At 37.9% G+C, this 22,545-nt stretch carries 22 protein-coding genes, 1 pseudogene and 1 riboswitch; of the genes and pseudogenes, 14 read left to right on the top strand and 9 right to left on the bottom strand.

Annotated features, from left to right (window positions below; genetic code table 11):
• The 3 genes from E1I69_RS24780 to E1I69_RS06530 all read right to left on the bottom strand — a co-directional run.
• Positions 1-235 (bottom strand): hypothetical protein (locus E1I69_RS24780; protein ID WP_136378802.1); only part of this gene is annotated, 235 nt, incomplete at its 3' end.
• A 308-nt stretch (positions 236-543) separates the two neighbouring features.
• Positions 544-1,365, bottom strand: a complete 822-nt coding sequence (locus tag E1I69_RS06535) for a mechanosensitive ion channel family protein (RefSeq protein ID WP_242634546.1) — start codon at positions 1,363-1,365, stop codon at positions 544-546.
• A 113-nt stretch (positions 1,366-1,478) separates the two neighbouring features.
• Positions 1,479-2,669 (bottom strand): coenzyme F420-0:L-glutamate ligase, encoded by a 1,191-nt coding sequence (locus tag E1I69_RS06530; RefSeq protein ID WP_136378794.1) that lies wholly within the window; start codon positions 2,667-2,669, stop codon positions 1,479-1,481.
• Between the two features lie 118 nt (positions 2,670-2,787).
• On the opposite strand from E1I69_RS06530, the gene E1I69_RS06525 reads away from it, so the two are divergent.
• Positions 2,788-3,696 carry a LysR family transcriptional regulator gene (locus E1I69_RS06525; RefSeq protein ID WP_136378793.1) on the top strand — a complete coding sequence of 303 codons (909 nt, stop codon included), beginning with the start codon at positions 2,788-2,790 and terminating at the stop codon, positions 3,694-3,696.
• Positions 3,697-3,710: 14 nt separating this feature from the next.
• Here E1I69_RS06525 and E1I69_RS06520 read toward each other — a convergent pair whose 3' ends face one another.
• The gene (locus E1I69_RS06520) at positions 3,711-4,412 is read right to left on the bottom strand and encodes a metallophosphoesterase family protein (protein ID WP_136378792.1); all 702 of its coding nucleotides are present in this window, start codon (positions 4,410-4,412) and stop codon (positions 3,711-3,713) included.
• A 134-nt stretch (positions 4,413-4,546) separates the two neighbouring features.
• Here E1I69_RS06520 and E1I69_RS06515 point away from each other — a divergent pair, with 134 nt between their 5' ends.
• A complete protein-coding gene (locus tag E1I69_RS06515; protein WP_165439147.1) occupies positions 4,547-5,212 on the top strand; it encodes a phosphatase PAP2 family protein in 666 nt (221 codons plus the stop codon).
• A gap of 269 nt (positions 5,213-5,481) precedes the next feature.
• Here E1I69_RS06515 and E1I69_RS06510 read toward each other — a convergent pair whose 3' ends face one another.
• Together E1I69_RS06510 and E1I69_RS06505 are read right to left on the bottom strand one after the other, a co-directional pair.
• Entirely contained in the window at positions 5,482-5,979 is a 498-nt protein-coding gene (locus E1I69_RS06510) for a hypothetical protein (protein ID WP_136378791.1), read from the bottom strand.
• Between the two features lie 102 nt (positions 5,980-6,081).
• A complete protein-coding gene (locus tag E1I69_RS06505; RefSeq protein WP_136378790.1) occupies positions 6,082-6,885 on the bottom strand; it encodes a metallophosphoesterase in 804 nt (267 codons plus the stop codon).
• A gap of 339 nt (positions 6,886-7,224) precedes the next feature.
• On the opposite strand from E1I69_RS06505, the gene brnQ reads away from it, so the two are divergent.
• From brnQ to E1I69_RS06480, 5 genes are all read left to right on the top strand, one after another.
• Positions 7,225-8,568 carry a branched-chain amino acid transport system II carrier protein gene (brnQ, locus tag E1I69_RS06500; protein ID WP_136378789.1) on the top strand — a complete coding sequence of 448 codons (1,344 nt, stop codon included), beginning with the start codon at positions 7,225-7,227 and terminating at the stop codon, positions 8,566-8,568.
• Positions 8,569-8,767: 199 nt separating this feature from the next.
• Complete coding sequence (locus E1I69_RS06495; RefSeq protein ID WP_136378788.1) at positions 8,768-9,634, top strand: Cof-type HAD-IIB family hydrolase; 867 nt, start codon at positions 8,768-8,770, stop codon at positions 9,632-9,634.
• 191 nt (positions 9,635-9,825) lie between these two features.
• Positions 9,826-10,677, top strand: a complete 852-nt coding sequence (licT, locus tag E1I69_RS06490) for a BglG family transcription antiterminator LicT (protein WP_136378787.1) — start codon at positions 9,826-9,828, stop codon at positions 10,675-10,677.
• A 19-nt stretch (positions 10,678-10,696) separates the two neighbouring features.
• Positions 10,697-11,746 carry a lactonase family protein gene (locus E1I69_RS06485; protein ID WP_136378786.1) on the top strand — a complete coding sequence of 350 codons (1,050 nt, stop codon included), beginning with the start codon at positions 10,697-10,699 and terminating at the stop codon, positions 11,744-11,746.
• A 163-nt stretch (positions 11,747-11,909) separates the two neighbouring features.
• On the top strand, positions 11,910-12,620 hold the full coding sequence (locus E1I69_RS06480) for a GntR family transcriptional regulator (RefSeq protein ID WP_161974847.1): 711 nt from the start codon (positions 11,910-11,912) through the stop codon (positions 12,618-12,620).
• A 47-nt stretch (positions 12,621-12,667) separates the two neighbouring features.
• Here the strand turns inward: E1I69_RS06480 and E1I69_RS06475 are convergent, their stop codons facing one another.
• Positions 12,668-13,648, bottom strand: a complete 981-nt coding sequence (locus E1I69_RS06475) for a LysM peptidoglycan-binding domain-containing protein (RefSeq protein ID WP_136378784.1) — start codon at positions 13,646-13,648, stop codon at positions 12,668-12,670.
• Between the two features lie 196 nt (positions 13,649-13,844).
• On the opposite strand from E1I69_RS06475, the pseudogene ftsZ reads away from it, so the two are divergent.
• Positions 13,845-14,795 (top strand): annotated as a pseudogene (ftsZ, locus tag E1I69_RS06470) (cell division protein FtsZ); the annotation flags it as partial.
• 38 nt (positions 14,796-14,833) lie between these two features.
• Here the strand turns inward: ftsZ and E1I69_RS06465 are convergent.
• Complete coding sequence (locus E1I69_RS06465) at positions 14,834-15,751, bottom strand: aldo/keto reductase (protein ID WP_136378782.1); 918 nt, start codon at positions 15,749-15,751, stop codon at positions 14,834-14,836.
• A gap of 104 nt (positions 15,752-15,855) precedes the next feature.
• Here E1I69_RS06465 and E1I69_RS24690 point away from each other — a divergent pair, with 104 nt between their 5' ends.
• Complete coding sequence (locus E1I69_RS24690; protein WP_165439146.1) at positions 15,856-16,005, top strand: hypothetical protein; 150 nt, start codon at positions 15,856-15,858, stop codon at positions 16,003-16,005.
• Between the two features lie 45 nt (positions 16,006-16,050).
• On the opposite strand, the gene E1I69_RS06460 is transcribed toward E1I69_RS24690, so the two are convergent.
• Complete coding sequence (locus E1I69_RS06460; RefSeq protein WP_136378781.1) at positions 16,051-16,557, bottom strand: DoxX family membrane protein; 507 nt, start codon at positions 16,555-16,557, stop codon at positions 16,051-16,053.
• 349 nt (positions 16,558-16,906) lie between these two features.
• Positions 16,907-17,016, top strand: a riboswitch (SAM riboswitch).
• 126 nt (positions 17,017-17,142) lie between these two features.
• On the opposite strand from E1I69_RS06460, the gene E1I69_RS06455 reads away from it, so the two are divergent.
• From E1I69_RS06455 to E1I69_RS06435, 5 genes are all read left to right on the top strand, one after another.
• Positions 17,143-18,138, top strand: coding sequence for an aliphatic sulfonate ABC transporter substrate-binding protein (locus E1I69_RS06455; RefSeq protein WP_136378780.1), 996 nt, complete (start codon positions 17,143-17,145; stop codon positions 18,136-18,138).
• An 11-nt stretch (positions 18,139-18,149) separates the two neighbouring features.
• Complete coding sequence (locus E1I69_RS06450) at positions 18,150-18,983, top strand: ABC transporter permease (protein WP_136378779.1); 834 nt, start codon at positions 18,150-18,152, stop codon at positions 18,981-18,983.
• A gap of 14 nt (positions 18,984-18,997) precedes the next feature.
• Positions 18,998-19,711 carry an ABC transporter ATP-binding protein gene (locus E1I69_RS06445; protein ID WP_136378778.1) on the top strand — a complete coding sequence of 238 codons (714 nt, stop codon included), beginning with the start codon at positions 18,998-19,000 and terminating at the stop codon, positions 19,709-19,711.
• A gap of 18 nt (positions 19,712-19,729) precedes the next feature.
• Complete coding sequence (gene acsA / locus E1I69_RS06440) at positions 19,730-21,430, top strand: acetate--CoA ligase (protein ID WP_136378777.1); 1,701 nt, start codon at positions 19,730-19,732, stop codon at positions 21,428-21,430.
• 180 nt (positions 21,431-21,610) lie between these two features.
• Complete coding sequence (locus E1I69_RS06435; protein ID WP_136378776.1) at positions 21,611-22,366, top strand: NRDE family protein; 756 nt, start codon at positions 21,611-21,613, stop codon at positions 22,364-22,366.
• Positions 22,367-22,545 lie beyond the last annotated feature (179 nt).

Below are 22,545 nucleotides of genomic sequence, written 5' to 3'. Positions count from 1 at the left end.
CCTCTATTAATTCTTCCAATTCGAGTTGTTTCAGGATGCGTCGATTGTTCCTCTTATTCTTAACCCAATCCATAAAGTTCTCATCTTCTAATATATTTAGCAGAAAGAGGTCAACCACTTCACTTTCCGGATACTCGGTATATTCGGCATAGTATTTTACTATTGCACGGGTTCTCTCCGACAACAACCAATCAACTTTATCAACATTTTTATTCTTTGGCTTAATGAATTTCAAACCTTTTCCACTCCATTTAGCATCAATTTTATCATCCAAAACAGGTATGATTTTAACATATGTTTTGAACAATGACTAATAATTATTAGAAGTCCTAAAATCATTATGCTAATTTTGATGCTAATTTAAACGTAAACTCACATAAATCCCTTTATTGCCAACAAAAAAAGAGAAGTGATTCACATTGTGAAACGCTTCCCGAAATATACTGTTAATTGACTTTTTCTCTCCGTGAACCGAACGGGTTACGGTCAAATGGAAGCCCCTTTTTAAATTATCCTTGTCCTATTTTATCTGGTCTTTCGCTATTATGATGAAGGCTGACCTGAAGTGACACCGGAATTGTCTTTTGCGTCAAATGCCTCCTTAATGACCTTCCGCAATTGACGTTCCACTTCCCACTGTTCGCCATTAACTGTTTTAGCGATTACCCGCAACACAATATCCGAAGCTCCAATCTCTTGAACACCAATGACGTTTGGCCCATCGACAATAGCTGGATTATTGGCAGCAACCTGTTTGCAAGCTTCTTGCATCACGATAATGGCTTGATCAATGTTTTCATCGTAAGCAATCTTTATATCGACAAGTGCACGCATATTTCCTCTAGAATGGTTGCTCACAGTTTTAATGTCACGATTCGGAATATAATGTAAGGTCCCATCAAATCCTCGAATTTGTGTAGTACGTAATCCAACCGATTCAACAACACCATCCAGAGCTCCAAGGGTTACATAATCGTTCACATCAATTTGCTTTTCTAATAATAAAAAGAAGCCAGTTACAACATCACTTACTAGTCCTTGGGCTCCAAATCCGATGGCTAGTCCCACAACTCCAGCTCCGGCAATAAGACTTGCGACTGGTATATTAAAAATGCCAAATATTGAAGCTACTAACATGAAGATCAACACGTACGAAAGAATATTTTCCATTAATTTTTGAAGGGTATGAGCCCGTCCTAACGAAATATTTTGTTTATCCTGTAATCGTGTAAAGGTGCGATCAATGACCTTATTGCCAATCTTTTTCACAGTGAGAAAAGCAATGAATATCCCAATTATTTTAAAAGCTATAATTCCTAATTCAATAAGTAGGGCTTCCCAATTGAAACTAAGTAAATCGAACAAAATATCATCCTTCCTCGCGTTTTTCATAGTAAGAGAATACCATATTCGGCAAAAATGAAAACATGTTTGCGTAAAAAAAGTCCCCTGCGCGTTGACAGGGGACTCGAACCAACTTATTTTGTGTAGTTATCGAAATAACCTTGGATATAGATGAATGGAGTACCTTTGTCTCCGCTTCCTGATGTTAGGTCTGAAAGGGAACCGATAAGGTCTGTTAGTCGTCTAGGAGTTGTACCTTGTGCCTCCATTTGACCAACAAGGTCACCTTCTTTGTTCGCAATAAACTCAGAGATTGCTTTTTTAAGTTCTTCACCTTTTAAATCAGCAAAATTGTTATCAGCAAGGTATTTTAATTTTACCTCATTTGGTGTACCTTCAAGGCCAGAAGTATATGCAGGAGAAACAACAGGGTCAGCAAGCTCCCAAATTTTTCCGACAGGATCTTTAAATGCGCCATCTCCGTAAACCATTACTTCTACATTTTTACCAGTCTTATCTTTAAGCAATTCTTGAATTTTATCAACAATTGGTTGGCAATTACGAGGGAATAGCTTCACGCTTTCCTCTGTTGCTTTGTTTGAACCAAGTAAACCATATTCTTCATTAAAGCCACTGCCATTGTTTGATTCAGAAAGAATATTATCAAGGCTGTAGACCTTTTCGCCACCGTTCGCTTTTAAAATTTTCTTTGTACGGAATCTTGTATGAATGTCACAAGTTAGTACACTTTTTGTATAGTCTAGAATGGTTTTTGGATTGTTTGAGAAGATAACTTCACATTCAACGCCATATTCTTCGATTAATGATTTATAGTAGTCAATATAATCTACACCAGTAAAAGGATGTTTATTATGTCCGAATAAGTCACGGAATTGTTGTTCTGTTAAAACGTCTGTCCAAGGATTTACTCCTTTTTCATCAAGAAGATCAAGGTCCACTAAGTGGTTTCCAACTTCATCTGATGGATAGCTTAGCATAAGGACAACTTTTTTCGCGCCTTTTGCAATTCCACGAAGACAGATTGCAAAACGATTACGGCTCAGGATTGGGAAAATAACGCCAATCGTGTCATCTCCAAATTTTTCTTCCACATCCTTCGCGATATCATTAATGGTCGCATAGTTTCCTTGAGCACGAGCGACAATAGATTCAGTTATGGTTACGATGTCTTTATCTTGTATAGTAAAGCCTTCAACCTCGGAAGCTTGTAATACAGTATCTACAACGATTTGCTCAATGCTGTCTCCTCTATTAATAATGGGACCACGTAAACCTCTTACAACTGTTCCTACTACTCTTTCCAAAACAATCACTCCTACATGATGATAAACTTAATGTAAATATTATCTATTAGTACTATACATCTATTATGTGTTATAAGTAAAATTAATATATCTAATAATGGGTATAAGGAGAGGTTATGTGATTGGTAAATTAGATTTATATAAGGTTTTTAGTGTAGTTGCAAAGAATGGGAGTTTTTCGAAGGCAGCAAAGGACCTTTTTATGACACAACCTGCAGTCAGCCAGGCGATGATGCAGCTGGAAAGGGAACTGGACATACGGTTGTTTAACCGTACGCCAAAAGGGGTTACTTTGACAAATGAGGGAGAGCGGTTATTTGAATATGTTCATTCTGCAATGAATCTCCTTAATGTAGGCGAGGAAATGCTTTTAGAATTTAAGAATTTAACAAAAGGCGAATTAAAAATAGGTGTGGGCGATACGATTTCGAAGTATTTTTTGCTAACGTATTTAGAATCCTTTCACACAGAATATCCAAATATCAAGTTTAAAATTGAAAATGGGACTACCCAGGAGTTGATTTCTTTATTGAAGTTAGGTGAGGTTGACCTTGCGATTTGTAATTTCCCTGTGGATGAGCCTACCTTAGCTCAAATCCCATGCATGGATATTCACGATATATTTGTATATGGGAATAAGTATAAAACACTCTTACCAAAGGAAGTGAGCGTAACGGAATTAATGAAGCATCCATTAATTTTTCTTGAACCAAAATCCATTTCTCGAAAGTATATGGAAGAGTTTTTATTATCCAAGGGCTTAAGGATTTCCCCTGAATTTGAACTTGGCTCTCATGATTTACTTTTAGAGTTCGCGAAAATCAATCTAGGAATTGCTTGTGTTACCAAGGAGTTTTCACAGGAATATTTAAAGAAGGGCATCTTACACGAGGTAGTACTCAACGAAAAAATCCCAAAACGAAGCATCGGTATCTGCTACGTCAAAAATGTTCCATTATCACCTGCATCTACTAAATTTGTCGAGATCATCAGGAACCAGAGGGACGGTTCTCTCGGTCCCTCGTGAACCGTCCCGGATTCTTAATCAACATAATAAATTTCCGAATGGCTAGCATCATAGCAATAAAGCCTTCCACCATATGCACAGCCACCATCAATGCCAATGATGTTATTTTTACCGAAATACATTTCATTGCTTTTATGTAAGTATTTAGTAGGGGTGTGACCGAATACGACTGTCTTTTCTCCAGAATATCCATTGTGAAATTCCTCTCGAATCCAGACGAGTAGATGGGGGTCTGTTGATTCTAGTGGTGTTTCCGGATGAATCCCTGCATGAACAAATATATGTGAATCTGTTTCATAGTAATAAGGAAGTTCTTTTAACATGTTTAAGTGGGGGCGGATTTCTTCATTTATTCGAAGAAGGTTTGGCATTTCTTCAGTTGTGTACCAATATTTTGCATCATCTTTTTCAATGTGGTACCCGTAATTTTGTAGGGTTTTAATGCCGCCATTGTAAAACCATCTTTTAACGCTCATTGAATCAGCGCGGAAAGCTTCTAACATCATTTTCTCATGATTGCCAATTAATGCAATCGCGCCTTCATTTCGTAATTGAATCACTTTATCTAAAACAGCCCTTGACCTGGGACCACGGTCTACATAGTCTCCTAACAACAATAGCTGATCATGCTTGTGATTATATTGTACAAGCTCTAGTAGTCGTTCGAATTTATCTATATCCCCGTGAATATCACTAATCGCAAGCATTCGCTTCACACATTACACAACCTTTTCGATATCGGTTCTTCTATTTTATCACACCGTTGTTCTGATTGAGGAGTAGCCAATTTTGTATAATCTTTATACATTCAAAAATACTAAAGGTATCAAAGGGAAAGAAAGTGCCATATATGAAATTAAAAAGTCTATTATCAATTACTTTTATTCTTTGTCTATTTTCGCTTATCGTGTTTGGCCTGTTGGCGTATTTTGTTCATGGTCATGATATTATTCGGTTCGATAGCCGTGTAATAGCAGTAGTTCAGGGGCTGGAGTCCGTGTGGCTCACCTTCCTTATGAAATTTCTTTCGTTCATTGGTTCAGCACCTGTTATTATAGTTTTATCCATCTTTATCCTGTTCTTTCTATTAAAAGTATTGAAGCACCGCTATGAGCTTATTTTGTTTGTAGGAGTAATGGTTGGGTCACCGATTTTGGACTTTATACTGAAGGAGTTGTTCAAGCGGGCTAGGCCAGATCTCCACCGATTAATTGAAATTTCGGGTTATAGCTTTCCGAGTGGGCATGCAATGAGTGCTTTTACTCTTTATGGGATTATTACGTTCCTATCGTGGCGCCATATTTCAGGATCGTGGGGGAGAGCTGCACTCGTGTTATTTAGTGCAATGATGATTTTCGGAATTGGGATGAGTCGAATTTATCTGGGTGTTCATTACCCAACTGATATAATAGGTGGTTACTTTGCAAGTGGCACGTGGCTAGGATTCTCAATTTGGACCTTTCAGTGGTTCAAAGAACGGCGAGCACATATGCATAATAGTTTGGAAACAGGTTGAATTCGATGGAGGGGCCACAAGAACCGTCCCTGCGGTCCCCTGTGTCGAATCTTAGGGAATTGTTTTTATTGAAAATGAAAGCGCTGTCAATTATAATAAAGACAGGTGGATGACATGTGTGGTCATCGTGGTATTTGGCGAAGGTGGGGCCGGTACTGTAGTGAGGTAACACATTACTGAATCACTTTTTTAAAGCATTCTTTAAAAGAGACCTTTAAATTCGGAGATGAATTAAAAAGGTCTTTTTTCTTTTGATTTTAATCCTTAGTTCAAATTAAGTCATCATCACTATATTCTTGGTAACTCATTGTTTGCCTTGGAGCGATGCATATCTCGTAAAATGTATTGAAGATGAAATTCATGAGAGCATTTAAGGAAAATAGTGTGAAAAGTTGGGCTGAGCTAATAGTCAATTTGAAAAATCGCAACTTTCCTAGCAATTTAATGAGTGGAAATGCGAAAATCCAATCTGCGATAAGGTTAATGATGGTGTACGGGAGGAATTTCCCCTTTGATAAATGGAACACCCAAAAATTCGCAAAAACATAAGGACCTAACATAAATATCATGGCGTCACATACCATGGCACCGGCTCCGCCTTTTACCTTCCAAAGTTTATGTACCGTAAAATAGAAGACTTCAAACATGAGAACAACAGAAGAAAATAAGGTAACAGGTAAATATTTGATATACGATTTTTTAGGAAGTAACACGGCAGCGACGACCGAACATAAAACAATAAAGACTCTGATGCTGTTTTTTATCATATAAGCACTCCTTTTGTTACCCATTTTTTTTAATTTGTTCTAAGGGAGTGGTTCTTATGCGAAAAACAAAACCTGCATCATTTAACTGATGCAGGCTACTAACTAAATTTCTATTAACTTAATCGTAGAAAAAATTTCTTCTTTGGCATTGGCTGAATTCCACTCGTGCGGGTAATACCCTAGTGGATTGCATATTATTTCGATTCCATTATAATGCTCATGATATCTCGTATGGATGTGTCCAAAAATATATTTTTTTACTTGATATTTATCCGCTAACTCACCGAAACGCTTACTTCCCATCATGGCATTGAAGAAATCCCAACTAGGTTCGTTCTTTACTTGAATATATCGTGGGAAAGGGACGACGTGTGTCACCATAATAATCTTTTTTCCTTGAAAATCTTTCAGCCAGCCTTCAAGTTTTTCAAGGTACCGTTTCGTTTCACATTGGTCAGAACTTGGCCAATGTGCATTTGCTTTATCTGGCCAGGTAAAATCATTAAATGTTCCAACTGAAAACTGTTCCTCCGTATAACCCTCGATTCCAAAGGTATAGTCATACCAGCCCCCATCACCAATTACGACCCAACTGTCATTCAATTCGACTGGACCATTTCCCAAATTGCCTGGAAATTCTAGCAGCATATCATAAGCAGATTTGGAGTCTCCATGGTAAATATCATGATTTCCGTGTACGAATAATAGTTTCATTTTAGTGAATTCCTCTTGCAGATGATTCAACAGATTAAGGCTTTTTTTAGGACCAGCCGTCATGTCACCACTTATAATAAAAACCTCGGGTGAGTTGATTTCAATCCACTTTTTTAATTGGGACACGATATCCATCCCCGTATTTTTCCGATTCAATCCCTCATGAATGTCCGATAAGACAGCAATCTTCATATGATCATCCCTTTCATCTTTTTGGTTATACTACTTCTGTATTAAAGGTGGGGTTTCCTTCAAGTGATTTAAGTTAAAAATGAACAAGGGAACCAAAGGAACCGTCCCTCTGGTTCTTGGTAGTACGATGGGACTATATTCCAATGCTTACATTTATTATAAATAATATTTTGATATAATTATATTTTCTGAAAAGTGTTGCTTTTGAATATTTTGTGTGATATATTAATGACTATCAAATTAAGGTTTGTAAGCAAGCGAATTTACTAGAATAATTTTTTGCTCTGGATATGTTATCGGAATTAATAGACGTCTAGGGTGTTTTAGGAGGATATAGATATGTCATCAAGAGACTCATTTGGAAATATTATAGCGGTAGGATTTATGTTATTTGCGTTATTTTTTGGAGCGGGGAATTTAATCTTCCCGGTCCAATTAGGTCAATTAGCTGGGAGCAATGTTTTTACAGCGAATCTTGGTTTTATCATTACAGGAGTAGGATTACCTGTACTTGGTATATTGGCTTTAGCTTTCTCAGGTAAAAGTGATTTGGAATCATTAGCAGGGCGAGTGAATCCACTATATGGGATTTTCTTTACCGTAGCTCTCTATTTAACAATTGGTCCTTTATTCGCTATTCCAAGAACAAACACGGTTGCTTATGAGATCGGGATTGTTCCATTCTTAGAGAACCAATCAAGCTATTGGCCATTATTACTTTTTACAATTATTTTCTTTGGAGTAACATTATTCTTCTCTTTAAAAACGAGTAAGATTGTTGATATTGTCGGAAAAATGTTAACACCGATTTTATTAGTGGTGATTGCCATTTTAATTATCGCTGCATTTGTGAACCCAATTGGTGCCATTCAAGAACCTACAAAAGCGTATATGACAAACAGTTTCTTTAAAGGCTTCCAAGAAGGCTATAACACAATGGATGCACTTGCAGCATTCGTATTTGGAATTATCATTATTAATATAATGAAAGATCGCGGTGCGAAATCTAAAAAGGAAATCATGGTTTCAACAGGTAAAGTTGCTCTAGTTTCAGGTTTATTATTAGCAGTTATCTACTCATCTCTTGCATTTTTGGGAGCAACAAGTGTAGATGGACTAGGATTATTAGACAATGGTGGTTCTATATTAGCAGCTGCATCTCAGCATTTTTTTGGCTGGTATGGTAAAGTCATTCTTGCTGTAATCGTTGTGGCAGCTTGTTTAACAACAAGTATTGGACTTATCACATCTTGTGCGGCTTATTTCTCTAAATTAATTCCTGCTCTTTCCTATAAGCAATGGGCAGTTATCTTTACAATATTTAGTGCAGTAATCTCTAACTTTGGGTTAAATTCAATTATTAGCTTCTCTATTCCTGTTTTAGTTGCACTTTATCCATTAGCTATGTGTTTAATGGTATTAACATTCTTACATCCTCTATTTAAAGGTCGCAAAGAAGTATACCAAGTAAGTATTTTAGTTACATTTATCTTAAGTTTGAATGATGGATTAAATGCAGCTGGTGTTAAATTTGCAGCAATTAATGATCTATTAGAATCTATTCTACCTTTATATTCAGTAGGGTTAGGTTGGATTGTTCCAGCAATAATCGGTGGGGTAATTGGATTTTTAATCAGCATTATCAAAAATGGCGTTCTAAATCCAGAACCAATAGAAGATTAAGGGATAAGGCTACTTGCGATATATCGTAAGTAGCTTTTTTATGTTATGAATCGTGAACTTTGTAATAATCATATATCTTGTTATAATAGAATGTAGGATTGTTACTGGTAAAGCAGGCAAAACCTAAGTAAAGTGTTTCTGTTTTGGGAGACAGTTTATTTAGGTTTTTTTGATTTTAATAAAGAGAGGGATTTGGGAAATGAGACTGATTGCTTCTGATTTGGATGGAACTCTTTTAAACGAAAATAGTAAGGTAAGCGAGGCAAATGTACGCGCGATTCAAAAGGCAATCGATAAAGGGGTAAAATTTGTCGTTGTAACTGGAAGATCGTATGATGCCGCCAAAATGCCTATTGAGGAAGTAGGAATCGCTTGTCCGATTATTACCTTAAACGGTGCGAGTTCATTTGATATAAATGGCAATGTTTTACGCGATATTCCAATGGATAAATCGATTTGTAAAAAAGTTCACACTGCTTGTCACAATGGTGAGATGTATACGGAGTTTTTTACAAACAAAGGTTTATTTTCATTTGGTAGAGACAGGTTTATCGACCGAATGACGAGATGGTGGAAAACGGTGAATCCTTATTTGACTGATGAGGAAATCAATCAAAAAATAGAACAACGTTTCCAAGATGAGAGCGTTCAGTTTGTTGAGGACTATGAACAATTGGAAGCATTGAAAGATCTAAAAATTTATAAATTGTTAAGCTTCGCGGAAGAAGAAAACAATTATCAGCAAGTGTATAATGAGTTAAAAGATGAGGCGGGAGTGGTGATTACGTCTTCTGGCTATTTGAATCTTGAATTCAACCATCCAGAGGCTAAAAAAGGGCTAGCTCTCCAGGAATTAGCAAAAAGTATGGGAATTGACATGAAGGATGTCATGTCAATGGGTGATAATTTAAATGATAAAAGCATGCTCGAAATGGCGGGACGTGGTGTAGCGATGGGGAATGCTGACCCGGAAATTTTAAACCTTTGTAAATATACGACAAAAACAAACGAAGAAGATGGCGTAGCGTTTGCGATAGAAGAGATGCTAAAGGAATTTAATCTTTAAAAATCCTCTTAGAATTAGGAGGGTATGGCAAATCTATTTATTTGATATAGACAAGACAATCAATTAATATAGTTTTATGGATGTTAGGTTCGGTAGGAAAAACCTATATTTGTGGTAGATTATCATCAGTGGTATTCTGTATACAAATATAGGTTTTTTTAATTTTGTTTGGCTATGGAAGGGGTGGGTGCGTGAAAATTGAAAAGGTTTTAAATAACAATGTTGTGATGTGTAGAAATGAGATCGGGCAAGAAATTGTTGCGATGGGCAAGGGCTTAGCCTTTCAAAGGAAATCAGGAGACACGATTGATCCCTCAACAATTGAAAAAACCTTTGTATTACAAAAGCATGGAATTTCCGAAAAGCTTGCCAATTTGCTTGAAGATATATCAGAACTTTATTTAAGTATATCTTCCAAAATTTTAGATTATGCCAAAACCCAATTACCGAATAAATTAGATGACTATTTATATGTTGCCTTAACCGATCACATTAGCTTTGCAATTAGTAGACATAAGCAAGGAATTCAATTGAAGAATGCCCTGTTATGGGAAATCCGAAAATATTACAAACAGGAATTTCAAATTGCATTAAAAGCGTTGGATATTATTGAAGATGAAACGGGTATAAAGCTTGATGAGGATGAGGCGGCATCCATTGCCTTGCATTTAGTGAACGGGCAGCTCTCAGGGGATAATATGGGAGCAGCTATTCAGATTGCACAAATGGTAAATGATATTTTAGATATTGTGAAACATCACTATAAAATGGAGCTTGATGAGACCTCTGTTAACTATGAACGATTTTTAACACATCTTCGCTTCTTTGGAATGAGGTATATGCGTAAGGAAAAGCCGGTTAATTCCATGGATGACTTTTTCCATGAACAAATAAAGCTTAAATATAAAGATGCTTATACTTGTACGAAAAAGATTGCTACCTATTTAAATACAAAATTTGATTGGGTGATTTCCAGGGAAGAAGAAGTTTATCTAACTGTGCATATTCATCGAGTTACAAATCGATATTATTCTACGAAATAGACGAAAGGGGTTTTACCAAATGAGTAAATTTATTGGATATGTTGGGACCTATACAAAAGGGGACAGCAAAGGAATTTATTCTTTTACATTAGATACAGATGAACAAGAAATAACAGACGTAAAACTAGCAGCAGAATTAGGAAATCCTACATATGTAACCGTTAGTCAGGACAATCGTTTTCTTTACTCTGTGGTAAAGGATGGAGAAGCAGGTGGCGTTGCAGCTTACTCGATCGATCGTCAAACAGGTGGGTTAAAACTATTAAATAACGATGTTACAGATGGGGCATCCCCTTGCCATGTTAGTGTGAACGAAGCAAACAACCAAGTTGTTACAGGCAATTATCATAAAGGTACAATCGAGTTGTATTCAGTGAATAGTGAAACTGGCAGCATTGAATCTTCCCAATCAGTGGTTGCACACGTAGGCGCGGGACCACATGAAAGACAAGAAAAACCGCATACTCATTTTTCAGGATTTACTCCAGATGAAAAATATGTTGTGGCGATTGATTTAGGAATCGATAAGCTTATTACCTATGAGGTAAAAGACGGTGCTTTAAAAGAGGTTAACAGTTTGTCGGTTCGACCAGGAAGTGGACCAAGACATATTGCCTTCCATCCAAATGGAAAATTTGCTTACATTATGACAGAAATCAGCAATGAAGTTGTTGCTTTAGCCTATGACAGCAGTAATGGAAGCTTTACCGAGCTTCAATATATCTCAACAATTCCTAGTGATTTTACGGAAAACAGTCAAGGTAGTGCGATTCATATTTCAAAGGATGGGAAATTTGTATATGCTGGAAACCGTGGACATAATAGCATTGCTGTTTTCCAAGTAAATGAAGAAACAGGTGAGTTAACACTTGTACAAATGGCCTCTTCAGAAGGAGACTGGCCACGTGATTTTGTATTTGATCCAAGCGAGAAGTTCATTGTGGGCTCAAATCAAGAGTCAAGCAACCTTGTGTTATATGCAAGGAATGAACAAACCGGAAAACTATCTTTCATTGAATCAGATATAACAGTTCCATACCCAGTATGTGTGAAGTTTTTACATCAATAATTTAAGGAATAGGGCCTTGGCTAGGATGCCAAGGCTTTTTTACATTTCGGGGCTGTTCCGTGTAAGCGTTTTAGTGTAAAATAATTGTAATAGATTAATAGTATATATCACCTACATGCTGGAAAATGCTCGCAAGTGGTATTCGTTCAAGGGAGATATTGCCATGAAATATAATGAAGTTAGACGAAATGGCGGGGGTACAAGAAGAGAGTTTGTCTACTCCTATTTATATGATAAAATCATTGATTTATCGCTTAAACCAGGTATTCCCATTTCAGAAAGTGACATTGGTAACCAGCTTAATGTTAGCCGAACACCAATTAGAGAAGCTCTTATGCAACTTGCCAAGGAAGATTTAATTGATATACGGCCACAAATTGGGACATTTGTGTCATTAATTGATGAGAAAAATATTGAGGAATCAAGATTCATGAGAAAAGCAGTGGAGCTTGCAGTTATTCGCGAGGCAACGGAAAAACTAAGTTCTGAAACATTATATAAGTTAGAAAAAAGCTTAACCATGCAAGAAATTGCTCTAAAGGAAGAAAATCATAAGGATTTTCTATCACATGATGATGAATTTCATGAACTTATCTATAAAGGGTTAGGAATGGACCGCATTTGGCAAGGGATTGACCAAATGAATGGCCAGTATAAACGCGTTAGAATGCTACGTTTGATCACAACAAAGGCTACGGAATGGAATACTGTTTTAGATGAACATAGATCCATTTTTAATGCGTTAAAAAGCAAGGACGTAGTAACAGCAGAGGAAGTTGTAAATGAACATATCACAAAAGGGATCACTCATTTATATGAATTTAAGAAGGAGCAACCGGACTTTTTTAAGAAAGAGAGTATTTCGATTTATTAAGGAAACAACAGCTCCACTCATCCTTATCTAGGATGAGTGGATTATTTTTAGTCCATTTCCTTTCGAAGTTCGTCCATTTTACGGGTGATGAGTGGATATAAATACTTTTGTGCACTTGTTGTGGAGTTTCCTCCAAAAAATCCTGTTCCTGGACAGGTCTTTACATTATAGTCAGGACCTTTGTCCAATACCCTTTCTCCATTTCGCAAATCCCACCAATGATGGTAGGAGATGCTATCTATCGAAGGCGTTAATCCAAATTTAAGGCTCAAAACAGCATTGACATAAATGATGGTGTCACTGTGTTCTTTCGTCATGACATCGTGACCGATATCAAAATTTCCAAGGTGTTCAATTGCAATTCCGACAGAGTTGGCCTTGTTACCAATGGTGCCTTCAGGTGCAATATAGAGTGGCCGTGAGACAGCAACCTTCCCATCTGGAAAGGTCGTAATGTTTTGGGCGATATGCTTCCACCCCATTGTGTTTTTATGGTAATTTTCCATTCCTGTAAGAAGTACGAAATGGTTAGATCCATTAAATCGACTATAATCAGGCACCCATGTGTGATGTTGTTGGATGAGGGTTATTTTTCGTTTAATCTTCTGATTCATGATCCAATCCTTAAACTCTTCTTTGGTCATTAAAAGATGTTCCCCATGCATGTTCATCTTTTTCGGGACAATTTTTAATACTTGCCCAGGTACAACTTGCTCGCCTGAAAGTCCATTTGTTCTTTTAATTTGCTCAGGAGTTGAATGGAACCGAGCGGCTATCTCCTTTAAGGTATCTCCAGATGCTACTTCATAGGAAAAAGGAACCCAAAGCTTTTGCCCGACAACTAATAAATCTGATTGAAGCCCGTTGGTGACTTTTAAATCATCAACTGTGGTATGAAATCTTTTTGCGACGCCTGGTAATGTATCACCTGCTTGAATGACGTAAGTATTTTCATAACTGTCTGCACTTGTATAAATTGGTGAAAATAAGAAAATAACTCCGATTATCAAGGCAATCCTAATTTTCATAGCTCGTTTCCTTTCGTCATGTATTGTTATTAGTTTGTAAAACAAATTTAATATTATGCGATTTGGGTATTTGGTGTGGTTTCTTTTCGATTTTTAGAGGATAATTATGACAGAAAGCGAAGTGTTACTACGAAACATATAGTATTAATCCGACTTCTTCTTGGGGGTTGGCATTGGACGGTAAGGAGGAAAAATTATGCTCGAGTTTGAACCATACATAGATCAATTTGCAAGAATAAAAGTAGTAGGTGTTGGCGGCGGTGGGAATAATGCTGTCAATCGAATGATAGAAGCAGGGGTAGAAGGTGTTGAATTCATTGCGGTGAATACGGACGGACAAGCCCTCAATCAATCAAAAGCAGAGGTCACCATTCAAATTGGTGCATCATTAACGCGTGGTCTTGGAGCGGGAGCAAATCCGCAAATTGGGATGAAAGCCGTTGAAGAGAGTGAAAAAGAACTTGAGGATGCTTTAAGAGGGGCCGATATGGTTTTTGTGACTGCTGGAATGGGCGGCGGCACTGGAACTGGAGCAGCACCGGAAATTGCAAGAATCGCAAAGGAATTAGGTTCTTTGACAATCGGTGTAGTAACAAGACCATTTCGATTTGAAGGCCGTAAACGCGCTGTCAATGCAGATGCAGGAATTGATGCAATGAAGGCGGCAGTGGATACCTTAATCATCATCCCGAATGAGAAATTATTGGAGATTGTTGATAAGCGTACACCGATGATAGAAGCATTCAGAGAAGCCGATAATGTACTTCTTCGCGGGGTTCAAGGGATTTCCGATTTAATTGCTGTCCCTGGTTTAATTAACTTGGATTTTGCCGATGTAAAAACAGTTATGTCCCATAGAGGAACGGCTCTAATGGGGATTGGAATGGCAAAAGGGGATGGGCGTGCGGTTGAGGCAGCACATAAAGCAATCAATAGTCCACTTCTTGAAACATCGATAAGTGGCGCGCGTGGTGTGATTTTAAATATTACCGGTGGTAGAAACCTAAGCTTATTTGAGATTCAGGAAGCGGCAGATGTGATATCGTCTGCAACACATGAGGATTTAAATATGATTTTTGGTTCGGTCATTAATGATAATTTAAAAGATGAAATAATTGTAACCGTCATTGCTACAGGATTTTCAGAAAACTAAGCAAAGAGGCACCTTTTAGGTGCCTCTTTCTGTTATGGAAGAAGATAACCTGCAGCTAGAAAAATGCTGTACCAATCTTCACGGGTTAACTGAACTTCACTTGCTTTCACAGAATCCTTTAAGCGGTCAATATTCATAGTTCCGATAATTGGCTGCATGTTGGCTGGATGACGTAATAGCCATGCGATCGCTATCGTTGTATTGGATACACCATATTTTTCAGCGATTTCATCAATTTTTTGATTTAATTCTGGGCATTTTTCATTCCCAAGAAACGGACCTTCGAAGTAACCATACTGGAATGGTGACCAAGGTTGAATCGTAATATCATTTAATCGGCAAAAATCGAGCACATCTCCATCGCGATTAATAGATTGATCAATTTGCATATTTGAAGAGACCCCATTCGCAATCATATGAGCATTCGGGATGCTTAATTGCAATTGATTCGCAACAATTGGTTGTTTCACATATTTTTTTAGCAATTGAATTTGCATTGGTTTTTGGTTGGATACTCCAAAATGACGAACCTTCCCTGAGGATTCCAACACATCGAATGCTTCTGCAACCTCTTCAGGCTCAACGAGTGCATCCGGACGATGTAAAAGGAGAACATCAAGATAGTCCGTTTTGAGACGTTTTAAGATGCCATCAACAGAATTGAGGATATGCTCCTTTGAAAAATCAAACATTCCCTTTCGAATGCCGCATTTCGATTGAAGAATGATTTTTTCCCTCACGTCATCATTCATATGTATCGCATCCGCAAAAATTTCCTCGCAAGTACCACCACCGTAGATATCAGCGTGATCAAAGAAATTTGCTCCGATATATAATGCCGTTTGTACAAACTTTTCTGCCTCAGGCTTTTCTAGAGAGTTAATTCTCATACAGCCTACCCCAACAACAGGTACTTCTAATGAGCTAGTACCAAGTTTTACTTTTCGCATAGCTGACTTACCTCCAATTTTTTAGAACTGTTAATACTGTTTCCTCTTTCTAGTCTACATATTTCCATAGTGAATGGAAAGTCTAGAAAAAAGGAGGTTTTGTGATGAAACGGTTGCTATTGCTGTTATTACTATCATTCCCAATGTTTTTTTTAATGGGATGTGGTGATGACGAAATGCCAGAAGAGGGCGAAGACGTTGAGGAAATCGAAGAAGAGGATGAAATAGGTGACGGAGAAATTGATGATGAGTAAACATAAAAAGTGTTCCCCCTAGTGAAGGAGGAACACTTTCTTACGTTACGCTACGTTTGTCGCTGTTTTTGTCGCTTTTTTGTCGTTAATTCGTTTTGTAAGGTAAGGTACTGCGAATCTGTCTACACCGTAGTAGTAAGTTGCAGCGCCTGCGAATAAGAGAATGATTGCTACTGTGTAAAGAGTTGGGTTGGTGCTTGTTGTACCAGCAAGTAAGAAGTTAAGGTTCATGAATGCACCTGCAAGCAATGCTGGGATGGTTGCGAAACCTACAATTAAACCAAGTCCTACTAAGAATTCGCCCCAAGGAATGAGTACGTTGAATAACTCAATGTTTGGTACGGCAAATCCTTCAAGGAATGCTGCATACCAGCCTTGTACTGCTGGGTGATCTCCACCTGCATTTGCGATGGCACCTTGGACAAAACCACCTGCATCAAATCCGCCTGCTGTTATTTTATGAAAACCAGCTTCTATCCATTGAATTCCTAACCATACACGTAATACTGTCCAAATAACTGCCATTTTAGGTCCTTTTAAGAATGCTCTCATCTTAATCTCCCCTTATAATTAATTTGTGAAACACTTCACAAGTTGTTGTAAAAAAATATGAGTGCGTTAGCTGCCAGCTTTAGTAGTTAGTTTGTGAAGTTTTTCACTAACTTTCTACACTCTTAATATACATCGGATTTACAATAAAAGCAATAGGCTTCACAAATAAGACACAAATGATTTTTAGGTCTAATTTTAGTAGATAAAACATAGGGATAAGGGGATTGATTAAAACCTAAAATAATATTCAAATAAAATAAAATATTTTTAAAAGTGTTTGACTTTTGATTTTTCACATACTATAATCCTTTTATAAAGCAAAACAGAGACGTACTAATTGAATAAAGAACTCTTATCCAGAGCGGTGGAGGGACATGGCCCTACGAAACCCGGCAACCATCAAGGTGATCCTTGAAAAGGTGCTAAATCCATCAGGTTTGATTACCTGAAAGATAAGAGGAGGAAAAAGCCCTCTTCTTACTGAAGAGGGCTTTTTCTATCGTAATGGGGATTAAGGTTTGGAGTTACATTGGTATAATTCTCAGTTTTCCGATTGGGATATTAGTAGAAAGGGAGAGGGAAAAAATGAAGAAAATAAGTGCCGTTTTGATTACTGCTTTGTTATTTATCGGAATAGTAGGTTGTTCTAATACCACAGGTAAAGCTAGTGAAGGGAATGAAAAACCAGAGAAGATTGTCTTGGATTATGCTTTTTACTCGCCAACAAGTCTTGTATTAAAAGAGTTTGGTTGGGCAGAAAAGGCATTCGAGGAAGAGGGTATTAAGGTTGAGTTTGTTCTTAGCCAAGGAAGCAATAAAGCACTTGAGTTTTTGAATAGTGGAAGTGCAGACTTTGGTTCATCCGCAGGGGCCGCTGCTTTAATGGCTAAAGCAAATGGTGCACCGATTGAAGCTGTTTATATTTATTCAAAGCCAGAGTGGACAGCATTAGTGGCAAATAAAGATTCAAAGATTCAAAGTGTAAGTGATTTAAAAGGGAAAAAGGTCGCTGCAACAATCGGGACTGACCCTTATATTTTTCTATTGCGTGCCTTAAATGAGGAAGGGCTAAGTCCTTCAGATGTTGAGATTGTGAATCTGCAGCATGGGGATGGAGCGAGTGCTTTAACATCTGGTCAGGTAGATGCATGGTCTGGATTAGATCCTCACATGGCAAGGGTTGAATTGGAAACAGATGCGAAGCTTTTCTATCGCAACGCTGATTTTAATACGTATGGGACCTTAAATGTACGTTCGGAATTTGCTGAGAAATACCCTGAATATGTCGAAAAGGTCATCGAAGTTTACGAAAAGGCTCGTACATGGGTGCAAGAAAATCCGGAAGAAGCTGCGGAAATCCTAGCAAAATCCGCAAATATTGATATTGAAGTAGCAAATAAGCAATTAAATGAACGTAATGATTTTTCTAATCCAGTGCCTGGTGAAGCACAAATTGAGGCTTTAACGGAAGCGGGTAAGGTTCTCCAAGCACAGAGTATTATCAAAAAAGACGTCGAATTAGAAAAATTGGTTCAAGAATTGATTAATCCGGCATTTGCGAAAAAAGTAATAAAGCAATAAGAGGAGGCATTATGAACATAAAAGGCGAAGCGGTATCGAGACAAATAATAAAGTCGAAAACTCAGTTTGTTTTACCGAAAAATGTAAAAATTGTTCTCCTTGGAAGTATTATACCTGCCATTTTGTTAGTGGTTTGGCAGTATTTAAGTTATATAGGTGTCCTTGAAGCGCATCTAATGCCTGCACCAACGGTCATCCTGGCAAAAATATTTGAATTTGCTGGAGATGGAAGTCTTTGGGGCCACATTGGAATTACTTTATATCGAATCTTTTTTGGTTTTCTTATCGGGGTAGTAGCTGCTGTACTATTTGGTTCATTGGTTGGCTATTTTCGAATTGCGGAAGCTTTATTAGATCCAATGCTTCAAGCGTTCCGTTCGATTCCATCACTAGCATGGGTTCCCCTTTTTATCCTTTGGATGGGAATTGCTGAACCATCAAAAATTACACTAATTGCGGTAGGAGTATTTTTTCCGGTTTATTTAAACATCGTGTCTGGCATTCAGGGTGTTGACCGAAAGCTGATTGAAGTAGGAAAAATTTATAACTTCTCTACGTTCGATTTAATTAGAAAAGTCATCTTGCCTGCATCCCTTCCCTCTTTTTTAGTGGGGATTCGAAGCGGGCTAGGACTGGGATGGATGTTTGTCGTTGCGGCTGAACTAATGGGGGCTAGTCAGGGGATTGGGTATTTGCTTGTCGTTGGTCAAAACTCCTATTCTCCAGAAACGGTCATTGCTAGTATTGTACTATTTGCGATTCTAGGTAAAATATCGGACTCCATTTTGAAGAAAACAGAGGAAAAAACACTTCATTGGCAAGATAGTTATGTAAAAAAGGCGTGAAAGGATGAAAAAGAATGCTGGCAGTTCAAAATGTTTCACGAACCTTTTCGAACGGTGCGACGGGGTTTAGAAATATCAGCTTTGAAACAAAACAAGGTGAAATAATTGGTGTTTTAGGTACGAGCGGTTGTGGAAAAAGTACCTTATTGCGGGTCTTATCTGGATTAGACCCCGATTACACAGGTTCAGTTGAAATCAGCGGTGACAGAATCACATCTGTTCATGAAAAAGTAGGCGTTATTTTTCAGGAATCGCGTTTAATGCCATGGTTGAAAGTAATTGAAAATATTTCATTTGGTTTAAAAAGTGATAGTCAAAAACTTGAAAAGGCACAGGACTATATAAAACTAGTTGGATTAGAGGGCTTTGAAAGTCATTATCCAAAGGATATATCCGGCGGGATGGCGCAACGAGTCTCGATTGCTCGGGCGCTAATTACAGCACCAGAAGTGTTGCTTTTAGATGAGCCGTTTAGCGCACTTGATGCTTTTACGAAAATGCAACTCCAGGATTTGTTGTTGACCATTTGGAATACATACAGATCCACGATGATTTTAGTGACTCATGATATCGATGAAGCCCTTTATTTATGTGATCGTATTATTGTTTTAAAAGGCCAGCCTGGCGAAGTCTATCAATCGATTCAAATTGATGAACCAAAGCCAAGGTCTCGAGGGGATGTAAAGCTAGCACAATTGAAGGCGGAAATATTGGAACTCTTAAGTTAGCGAAAGGGGATAGATGAATTGACAACAAAAGAATTAGATTTCATAAAACCTTTTGAAGGAGATTTTAATCTTCACAATTATGATAAGGTTCGCGGTAATTTTTCATGGGAAGAGGTTCGACAGGAATTTAGCTGGTATGAAACAGGGCAAGTGAATATGGCATATGAATGCATCGATCGCCATGTTTCAGAGGGGTATGGAGACAAAATTGCTCTTCACTATATAAATGAAGAAGAGGAACAAATCTTTACATTTAAAGAGATAAAAGATAAGTCTGACCACCTAGCAACCGTATTGAAAAAGTATGGAGTGAAAAAGGGAGATATCGTCTTTATCTTTTTACCGAAAAATCCGGAAATCTATATTGCGATGATTGCGGCAATTAAGTTAGGGGCTATTGCAGGCCCACTGTTTGAAGCATTCATGGAGGATGCAGTTAAGGACAGGATTTCTGACTGTGAGGGGCGCTTTTTAATCACGGATTCCGAGTTGGTGAAAAGAGTTCCTAAACAACAATTGCCTTCATTAGAAAAGGTGTTCATTACGGAAGGACCAGAAAAGTGTGAAGAAAATGAAATCTCGCTTGTAGAGGTATTAGCAGAAACTCCAAGCGAGAATAATAGTATTGAATGGGTGGACCTTGAGGCTCGGCTTAATATTCATTATACGAGTGGTTCAACAGGAAAACCGAAGGGAATTGTACACGCACATCGCGCTATGATTCAGCAGTACCAAACGGGAAAGTGGGTCCTTGATTTAAAAGAGGATGATGTTTATTGGTGCACAGCACACCCTGGATGGGTAACAGGAACCGTGTATGGAATCTTTGCACCTTGGCTAAATCGCGCAACAATTGTGGTCAATGGGGGGAGATTTAATGCCGATTCCTGGTATTCAACAATTGAAAAAACAGGTGTGACGGTTTGGTATAGTGCTCCCACAGCATTTAGAATGCTGAAAGCGGAAGGAAATGAAGTACTTAAAAAATATAATCTTCGTTCCCTACGCCATATTTTAAGTGTGGGTGAACCATTGAATCCTGAGGTCATTGTTTGGGGAATGGACGCATTAGGGAAAAGAATTCATGATACTTGGTGGATGACGGAAACTGGAGCGCAATTAATTGTCAATCTGCCATCAGAGATTATTAAACCAGGCTCGATGGGTAGACCCATTCCTGGAATTGAGGTAGCGGTATTAGATGATGATGGAAATTCACTTCCTAATGGGGAGGTTGGTCATCTAGGTATCAAGGCGTCCTGGCCATCCATCATGAGAGAAGTATGGAAAAATGAAGAGAAATACCATTCCTATTTTTTAAATGGTTGGTATATCTCTGGTGATTTGGCTATTTTAGATAAGGATGGATATGTGTTCTTCCAAGGGCGAAGCGATGATATGATTAATTCATCAGGTGAACGCATCGGTCCGTTTGAGGTCGAAAGCAAGTTGATTGAACATGAAGCGGTGGCTGAAGCGGGTGTCATTGGAAAGCCTGACACATTAAGAGGAGAAATTGTAAAGGCGTTTATTGTGTTAAAGAAAGGCTATCGTCCATCAGCAGATTTATTGGAGAATATTCGCGTATTTGTGAAACAACATCTTGCCGCTCATGCTGCACCAAGGGAAATCGAAGTGCTGGATGAACTTCCGAAAACAAAGATTAGCGGGAAAATTTTAAGAAGAGAACTAAAGGCTCGTGAACTTCAAAAACAGTAGGTTCATAAGAAAGTACGAATGGATATTTAGCTAAAAAATGTAACCTTAAATGAAGTAGAATCGTCATATAAGCAGGGGTGTGTACCCTTGCTTTTTTGTGTAAAGGAACATTAGCCAGTCCTAAGTTTTTACGCCAACAGGGTACAAATGCTATAATTTGTAAAAAAGGCGGTGGCTATAATGTGTTTAATTTTGTTCGCCTACCAAGCACATCCGGTCTATAAATTAATTGTTGCGGCAAACCGGGATGAGTTTCTTCAGCGACCAACAGCTCCGATACACTTCTGGGAGGATGAACCTACTCTATTAGCTGGAAGAGACCTTGAAAAAATGGGAACCTGGATGGGGGTTACTACATTTGGTCGTTTTGCTGCCTTAACAAACTATCGCGAACCCAATGAGATGGTAGAGGGCAAACAATCGAGAGGGAAACTCGTAAAAGATGCGCTTACCTACAATGGAGCCATTGCAGAATATATGAAGCAGCTAGAGAAGACGAACTCTCAGTATCCAGGATATAATCTATTAGTGGGTGAACTGGATAACCTCTATTATTATTCGAATGTTGGAAAGAGTGTTAAAAAAGTAAAACCAGGTATCCATGGGCTTAGCAACCATTTGCTCGATACAAACTGGCCGAAAGTGAAAAAAGGAAAAGAAGGGCTTTCTACCATTTTAAAGGGAGACGATTTAGTGGAGAACCTATTAGAATTACTTCAAAACACAGATCGTCCACATGATAATTTTCTCCCTAATACAGGCGTTTCACTCGAATGGGAACGAATTCTTTCTTCATTATTTATTCAAACAATTGGGTATGGGACGAGAAGCTCTACCGTATTATTAATGTCGGATAAAGAAATTCAATATGTGGAACGAACTTATTCTGGCTCAGGCTCAAGTAATCAGACATTCTGCTTTCCGATTAAGGAATAAAAGAGTGACGCTACGGAATTAGTATATAATAGAACAAAGATGACAAATCTACTAAAAATGGGGAAATGCGTCGAAAAAAGGGATTAGAGTACGAAAATATGTATACTGTACTCTATTTTTTGTTTTTAATTTTTCAATTGTTACAGCTTAATAACAAGCGGGATAAAGGTGTATTTCAT

It is taken from the genome of Bacillus timonensis, from assembly GCF_004799755.1.
Lineage (GTDB): Bacteria > Bacillota > Bacilli > Bacillales > Bacillaceae_L > Ferdinandcohnia > Ferdinandcohnia timonensis_A.
The sequence above is the reverse complement of the archived record's forward strand: the minus strand, read 5'-3'. Positions and strand labels throughout refer to the sequence as shown.